General features: G+C 65.2%; 8 protein-coding genes and 1 pseudogene. 2 read left to right on the forward strand and 7 right to left on the reverse strand.

Translation table 11 applies throughout. The features are described 5' to 3' along the window. Window positions 1-73 precede the first annotated feature (73 nt). The 7 genes from IOC82_RS16930 to ffh form a co-directional block, all read right to left on the reverse strand. The gene (locus tag IOC82_RS16930; RefSeq protein WP_290547371.1) at window positions 74-895 is read right to left on the reverse strand and encodes a bifunctional 2-polyprenyl-6-hydroxyphenol methylase/3-demethylubiquinol 3-O-methyltransferase UbiG; all 822 of its coding nucleotides are present in this window, start codon (window positions 893-895) and stop codon (window positions 74-76) included. A gap of 84 nt (window positions 896-979) precedes the next feature. Continuing rightward, entirely contained in the window at window positions 980-1,378 is a 399-nt protein-coding gene (gene rplS / locus IOC82_RS16935; protein WP_290547372.1) for a 50S ribosomal protein L19, read from the reverse strand. Between the two features lie 55 nt (window positions 1,379-1,433). Continuing rightward, entirely contained in the window at window positions 1,434-2,141 is a 708-nt protein-coding gene (gene trmD, locus IOC82_RS16940) for a tRNA (guanosine(37)-N1)-methyltransferase TrmD (RefSeq protein WP_290547373.1), read from the reverse strand. Then, window positions 2,138-2,671: a ribosome maturation factor RimM gene (gene rimM, locus IOC82_RS16945; protein WP_290547374.1), complete on the reverse strand. Its 534-nt coding sequence runs from the start codon at window positions 2,669-2,671 to the stop codon at window positions 2,138-2,140. Before rimM ends, trmD begins: the two co-directional genes overlap by 4 nt. 9 nt (window positions 2,672-2,680) lie before the next feature. Beyond that, window positions 2,681-3,028 carry a 30S ribosomal protein S16 gene (gene rpsP, locus IOC82_RS16950; protein WP_290547375.1) on the reverse strand — a complete coding sequence of 116 codons (348 nt, stop codon included), beginning with the start codon at window positions 3,026-3,028 and terminating at the stop codon, window positions 2,681-2,683. Beyond that, window positions 3,019-3,546 (reverse strand): GNAT family N-acetyltransferase, encoded by a 528-nt coding sequence (locus IOC82_RS16955; protein WP_290547376.1) that lies wholly within the window; start codon window positions 3,544-3,546, stop codon window positions 3,019-3,021. Before IOC82_RS16955 ends, rpsP begins: the two co-directional genes overlap by 10 nt. 8 nt (window positions 3,547-3,554) lie before the next feature. Beyond that, a complete protein-coding gene (ffh, locus tag IOC82_RS16960; protein ID WP_290547377.1) occupies window positions 3,555-5,114 on the reverse strand; it encodes a signal recognition particle protein in 1,560 nt (519 codons plus the stop codon). Window positions 5,115-5,441: 327 nt separating this feature from the next. Here ffh and IOC82_RS16965 point away from each other — a divergent pair, with 327 nt between their 5' ends. Together IOC82_RS16965 and IOC82_RS16970 are read left to right on the forward strand one after the other, a co-directional pair. Then, window positions 5,442-5,765 carry a hypothetical protein gene (locus IOC82_RS16965; RefSeq protein ID WP_290547378.1) on the forward strand — a complete coding sequence of 108 codons (324 nt, stop codon included), beginning with the start codon at window positions 5,442-5,444 and terminating at the stop codon, window positions 5,763-5,765. A 146-nt stretch (window positions 5,766-5,911) separates the two neighbouring features. Next, window positions 5,912-6,688: pseudogene (locus tag IOC82_RS16970) on the forward strand (IS256 family transposase); the annotation flags it as partial.

Here is a 6,688-nt window from a genome sequence, read left to right on the forward strand (position 1 = left end):
CCCGTTGCTTCGCAACGGGTCCCGTCTTCTCCCGCCGAAGGACCGGGAGAAGACGGCGGTCGGCAGTTTGCCTTTATGTCTTCCGTGCACGGATCGAATAGGCCACCGGCATCTTCGGCAGGCCCTCGGGTATCGCCCACATGCGGCGGCGGCCCTCGACCGGCGCCATCCAGGGCGCGAACTGCCACGCGAGCCGTTCGTGTTCGTTCAATCTTTCGATTGAAAGACCGGCATCGATCACGGCGTTCACGACCTCCGAGATCGGGTGCAGCCACTCGTGCGTCACCGCGTGGACGATCTTCGCCGTGTCTCCGGTATAGGTCGTCTCCTCGTTCATGGTCAGCGGCTCGTCCGGCGGGTTCTTCCAGTCGAAGCCGATGCGCAGGTCCTCCGCAGTCTCGTCGATCTGCATGAAGGATGGGTGGCCTTCGAGCAGATAGAGCCGTCCGCCAGGCTTCAGCAGAGAGGCCACGACACGGGCCCAGCGGCCAATGTCCGGCAGCCAGCCGATGGCGCCCCAGGTGACATAGACCATGTCGAAGTCACCCTCGATCAGCTGGCGCGCGTCATAAACATTGCCTTCGACGAAGGGCACGTCGAGGCCCGTCTTCGCCGCCAGCATGCGCGCCGCGGCAATGGCTTTGGGCGAGAAGTCGAGGCCCACGCAGCTCGCGCCCCGCCGCGCCAGGCACAGCGTGTCGATGCCGATGTGACACTGAAGATGCGCGATGCGAAGTCCCGAGACATTGCCGATCTCGTCATGCTCGATGTCATGGAGATTGTCCTCGCCGGCGAGGAAGGCCTCGATGCGATAGCCGCCCGCCTCGTCCCGGATATGAATCTCGGCGCGGTCATCCCAGTTCAGGCGGTTCTGCTCGAAGTAAGCGTCGGTCATGGCGGTGGCTCCCGGATCAAAGCAAAAGGGCCGGATCAATCCGGCCCTTCAGGAATGGGTGCGGCGGGCGCGTGAGCTCCCGGTTCACTCGGCGGCCTTCTCGGGCGCCGCGGCGAGGCCCATGGCCTTCTGCTTCTCGGCGATGCGGGCCGACTTACCGGTGCGGCCACGGAGGTAATAAAGCTTGGCGCGGCGGACCGCACCACGGCGCACCACCTTGATCGAGTCGATCATGGGCGAGAAGACCGGGAACACGCGCTCCACGCCCTCGCCGTAGGACATCTTGCGGACAGTGAAGTTCTCGTTCAGGCCGCCGCCGGAGCGGGCGATGCACACGCCCTCATAGGCCTGCACGCGCGAACGGTCGCCTTCCTTGACCTTCACGTTGACGATGACGGTGTCGCCCGGGCCGAATTCCGGCACGGCGCGCTGGGCGGCCACGACTGCGGCCTGCTCTTTTTCGAGCTGAGCGATGATATCCATGACTGACTGTCTTCCTTAAAGGGATGCGGGCCTATAGCCCCAACCCGGTTCAAAATCAATTCTTTCCCGACTGGTGGCGCTGCCACAGGTCGGGCCGTCTTTCCCTGGTCAGGGCTTCCCGCCGCTCCTGCTTCCACCGGGCAATCGCCTTGTGGTCGCCGGAGAGGAGAATACCCGGAATTTCAACACCTTCCCAAACATTGGGCTTGGTGTAGTGCGGGTGCTCCAGGAGCCCCCCTTCGAAACTTTCCTCTTCGCCCGAAGCCTGCTTTCCCATGACTCCGGGCAGCAGCCTCACGATGGCGTCGAGCAGCACCAGTGCGGCCGGCTCTCCGCCCGACAGCACGTAATCCCCGATCGAGACCTCGCGCAGTTGGCGCTTCTCGATCACCCGCTCGTCCACGCCCTCGAAGCGGCCGCAGACGATGAGGCAGCCGGGGCCTCCCGCCAGCTCGCGCACGAGCCTCTGGGAGAGCGGTTCGCCGCGCGGGCTCATCAGCAGCCTCGGACCTTCATGTGGGGCGGCATCGATCGCCGCCGCCAGCACATCGGGCTTCAGCACCATGCCCGCGCCGCCGGCCGCCGGGTGATCGTCCACCGTGCGGTGGCGGTCGGTGGCGGAGGCGCGGATGTCGCGCGCTTCCAGCGACCAGATACCCTGTTCCAGCGCGCGTCCGGCGAGCGAGAGGCCCAGCGGCCCCGGAAACATTTCCGGGAAGAGGGTCAGCACGGTGGACTTGAAGATGGGGGCATTGAAGCTCATCGCTCCTCATCCTCCCGCTTTGCCTCGGCATCGAGGTAGCCCTCGGGCAGATCGACCACGATCCGGTCCTCCGCCGTCTCCAGCACATACTGGTCTGCGAAGGGGATCAGCACCGTGCCGTTGCGGCCCTCGACCTTCACGTCGATCAGGTCGCCCGCCCCATAATCCGCCACGTCAACGATCTCGCCCAGGAGCGCGCCATCGGCCAGGTGAACCGGCATGCCGATGAGGTCATGCACATAGACCTCGCCGTCGCCGGTCTCGGGAAGGCGCTCGCGCGGCACGAAGAGTTCCGTGCCCCGAAGCGCCTCCGCCGCGTTGCGGCCGGCGACACCCTTCAGGATGGCGATGAAGCCCTCCTTCCGGGCGCGCAGCTTCGCGATCTCGATCTTCCGCCCCGACGCTGTTTCCAGCGGCGAGTAGGAGGCGATGGCCGCGGGGTCCGCGGTGAAGCTCCTCAGCCTCACCTCGCCCCGGATGCCATGTGCAGCGGTGATGGCGCCGACAAGGACCATGCCGCGCGGCGCCATGGGCTAGGCTCAGCCGTTGGCGGCAACGGCCGCCGCGGCGGCCTTCTCGCGCTCCTGGCGCTTCTTGCCGGGCTGGGCCTTCTGCGGGTTGTTGCGGGCTTCGCGCTTGGCAAGCCCGGCCTTGTCGAGGAATCGCAGCACGCGGTCGGTGGGCTGCGCGCCCTTCTTCAGCCATTGGGCGGCCTTCTCGGCATCGAGCTTCACGCGGTTGGCGTCGTCCTTCTTCAGCATCGGGTTGAAGGCGCCGACCACGTCGATGAACTTGCCGTCGCGGGGCGCGGCCGCGTCGGCGATCACGATGTGGTAATAGGGGCGCTTCTTGGAACCCGCGCGGGCGAGCCTCATCTTTACTGCCATTTCATTTTCTCCTTGGAATGCAGTTGAAATGCTTCACGGTTGAGGTGTCGGTAAATGGTGCAGGTTTCCCCGCGGTATTCGTAAGGTGCTTCGGGTGCAGCACCCAGTCTTTCGGCCACGGCAATCGAAGCCTTGTTGGAATTGGCGACAAGGCTGATTGCCGTTGTCCAGCCAAGCGTTTCATAGGCGTATAGAAGCGAGCGCGCGGCGGCCTCGGTCGCATAGCCTTTGCCCTGGTGCGGGCGGAAGATGCCCCAGCCAATCTCCGGCTCGGGCCACTCCTTGGGAAAGTAAGGACCGCAATACCCCACATTCTCGCCAGTGGCCTTAAGCTCAAGTGACCAGAAACCGAATCCAAGCAAGTTCCAGTGGCCGGCACAGAACGCCATGGCCCGCCATGCATCGCCACGGGACAGAACGCCGATATGGCGGCAGGCCTCTGGGTCCGCCCGGAAGGCCGCATAGGCCTCGAAGTCAGACTCGCGCCACGCGCGCAGCAGCAGGCGGCTGGTTTCCATCGTCGGAATCACTTCTTCTTCCCCAGCCCCGGCAATCCCTTGAAGGGCAAGTTGCCGCCCAGCCCCGGCAATCCGCCGAGACCGGGAAGCTTTCCCGCCCCGAGGCCCGGAAGCCACGGCATGGAGGGGAGCGAGCCACCCTTCATCATCTCCTTCAAATCCTCGGGCAGCGCCTCGGGGTCCAGCCCTGCGAGTTCCGCCTGCATCTTCTCGAGTTCGGCGGCATCGGGCGCGCCCTTGCCCATCATCTTGCCGAACAGGCCCTTGCCCTGGCCCATCTGCTTCATCATGCCGGCCATCTGGATGTGCATCTTGAGAAGGCGGTTGATCTCCTCGACCTTGGTGCCGGAGCCCGCGGCCACGCGCTTCTTGCGCCTGGCGTCCATCACCTTGGGGTTCCGGCGCTCGTAAGGCGTCATCGAGCTGATGATCGCCATCTGGCGCTTCAACAGCTTGTTGTCGAGGTCCATACCCTCCATCTGCTTCCTGATCTTGCCCATGCCGGGCAGCATGTTCATCACGCCGCCCATGCCGCCCAGCTTCTGCAGCTGCTTCAGCTGGTCGGACAGGTCGTCGAGATCGAAAGCGCCCTTCTTCATGCGCTCGGCGATCTTCTGCGCCTTGGCCTGGTCGATGTTGAGGGCAGCTTTCTCAACGAGAGAGACCACATCGCCCATGCCGAGGATGCGGCCGGCGATGCGCTCCGGGTGGAAGTCCTCCAGCCCGTCGAGCTTTTCGCCCGTGCCCATCAGCTTGATGGGCTTGCCCGTCACCTGGCGCATCGAAAGGGCCGCACCACCGCGGCCATCGCCGTCGATACGGGTCAGCACGATGCCGGAGACACCGATCTTCTCATCGAAGTTTCGCGCCAGCACCACGGCATCCTGGCCGGTGAGCGCATCGGCGACGAGCAGCGTTTCGTTCGGCTTCACGATGTCGCGCACGGCAGCGGCTTCCGCGAGCAGTTCCTCGTCGATCGACAGGCGGCCCGCGGTGTCGAGCATCACGACGTCATAGCCGCCCTTGCGGGCTTCCGACATGGCGCGCTTGGCAATTTCAATCGGCTGCTGGCCGGGAACGATGGGCAGCGTGTCGACCTTGACCTGCTTGCCAAGGATGGCGAGCTGCTCCTGCGCGGCGGGGCGGCGGGTGTCGAGTGAGGCCATCAGCACGCGGCGCTTGTCGCGCTCGGTCAGGCGCTTGGCGATCTTCGCGGTGGTCGTCGTCTTGCCGGAGCCCTGCAGGCCCACCATGAGAATGGCGACGGGCGGCGAGGCGCGGAGATTGAGGGCGGAGGCTTCACCGCCGCCCAGCGTCTCGACCATCGCGTCATGGACGATCTTGACCACCATCTGGCCGGGCTTCACGGACTTCACGATCTCGGCGCCCACCGCCTTCTCGCGCACCTTGTCGGTGAAGGACTTCACCACCTCGAGCGCCACGTCGGCTTCGAGCAGCGCGCGGCGCACTTCGCGCAGCGCGTCCTCGACGTCTCCTTCCGACAGGGCGCCGCGTCCGGTGATCTTGTCCAGAATGCCCGACAGGCGATCGCTTAAGGTGTCAAACATGGTCCGTGTCCTTTAGCCCAAAAGCGTTTCGCACCCGGGGGCGAAGCTCGCTGCCGGATGTTGGCCGCCTCACCCCCCGGGAATGTCAGAACCCCATGTGTGAGACCGCCTGAAGACGTTCAAGCCGTCATGTGATGGTGGGCAAATAGGGGAATTGGGCGGGAGAGTCAAATTTTGTGCGCAGTGGAATCCGCTTGAGGGCCAGGGCGTTCCGGTCGGTTCAGCAGGGGAGACTGACCGATGCTTTCCGACGAGACGCCCGACATCGAACTCTCGGTTTCGACCGAACAGGTCTAAATCATCATTGCCAGGGCCCTTCAGTTCGAGGTGAAGGACCTGCCCGCCGTCTCCGACCCGGGGTCCAACGCCACCGACGACCACATGGTGAGCGTGCTTGAAGCCCGTGGCAACGACCCCGCCGCGCTCGAAATCTGCAGTTCCGTCAATGCGATGGACGAGGACCGGCAGATCGACCTGGTGGCGGCGGCCCATGATGCCCGCACCGCCGAATATCTCCATGGTCTACCTCTGCTTTCCGAGTTCTTCGAGGACGCGCTCAGCGACTGCGGGCGGAGTTGCGAGGATGAGGAAATGGGAAGTGGTGTGAGCCCCGTTTACGATCCATCCGGGAGTAGAGTCTCGGCGGCATGATTGCCCTGTTGGGCGGTTGATGCAATGGCCATGGGCGCGGAGCCCCGGCGTAGCGCAGCGCGCGGCCGTGGTTGAGGCTGGTGGCCACCGCCGGTCTTCGGAGCAGGTTCGGGTTGGAAGACCTGTAACCTGGAACGGAGACGACGATGACCGGCGACAGAATGACCCTTATGGAGCTTGTTGAAAAGCAGGCTGATGGCGGCCTGGTGCGTGAGATGCTGGCCTTCGCAGCCCAGCGCATCATGGAAGCGGAGGTTGAGGCGCGCGCCGGAAGCGGCGAAGGGCGCCCGCTCTCCCCTGCGCGAGGTTCAGCGCAATGGATATAGGGAGCGCGACTGGGACACCCGGGCGGGCCGGATCGCGCTGGAGATCCCGAAGCTGCGCAAGGGCAGCTACTTCCCCAGCTTCCTCGAGCCGCGGCGGACGGCTGAGAAGGCCCTGGTGGCGGTGATCCATGAGTCCTGCGTCCACGGGGTCTCGACCCGGTCAGTGGACGATCTGGTGAAGGCCATGGGTGCTGGCGGCGTGTCGAAGAGCCAGGTCAGCCGCCTGTGTGCCAGGATCGACGAGCGGGTGAATGCCTTCCTGTCCCGGCCGCTGGAGGGATGCTGGCCCTATCTGTGGCTCGATGCGACCTATCTGAAGGTGCGCGAGGGAGGCCGGATCGTCAGCCGTGCCGTGATAATTGCTGTGGCTGTGAACGAGGACGGCAAGCGCGAGGTTCTGGGTGTTGCGACCGGCCCATCGGAGGCCGAAACCTTCTGGACCGAGTTTCTGCGCAGCCTCGCCAGCCGCGGGCTGCGCGGCGTCAAGCTGGTCATCGCCGGCGACCACAAGGGCCTGCGGGCAGCGGCGCGCCGGGTCTTCAACGCAACCCACCAGCGCTGCCGGATCCACTGGATGCGGAATGCTCTGGCGCACGC

The organism is Aestuariivirga sp. (genome assembly GCF_020252395.1).
Lineage (GTDB): Bacteria > Pseudomonadota > Alphaproteobacteria > Rhizobiales > Aestuariivirgaceae > Aestuariivirga.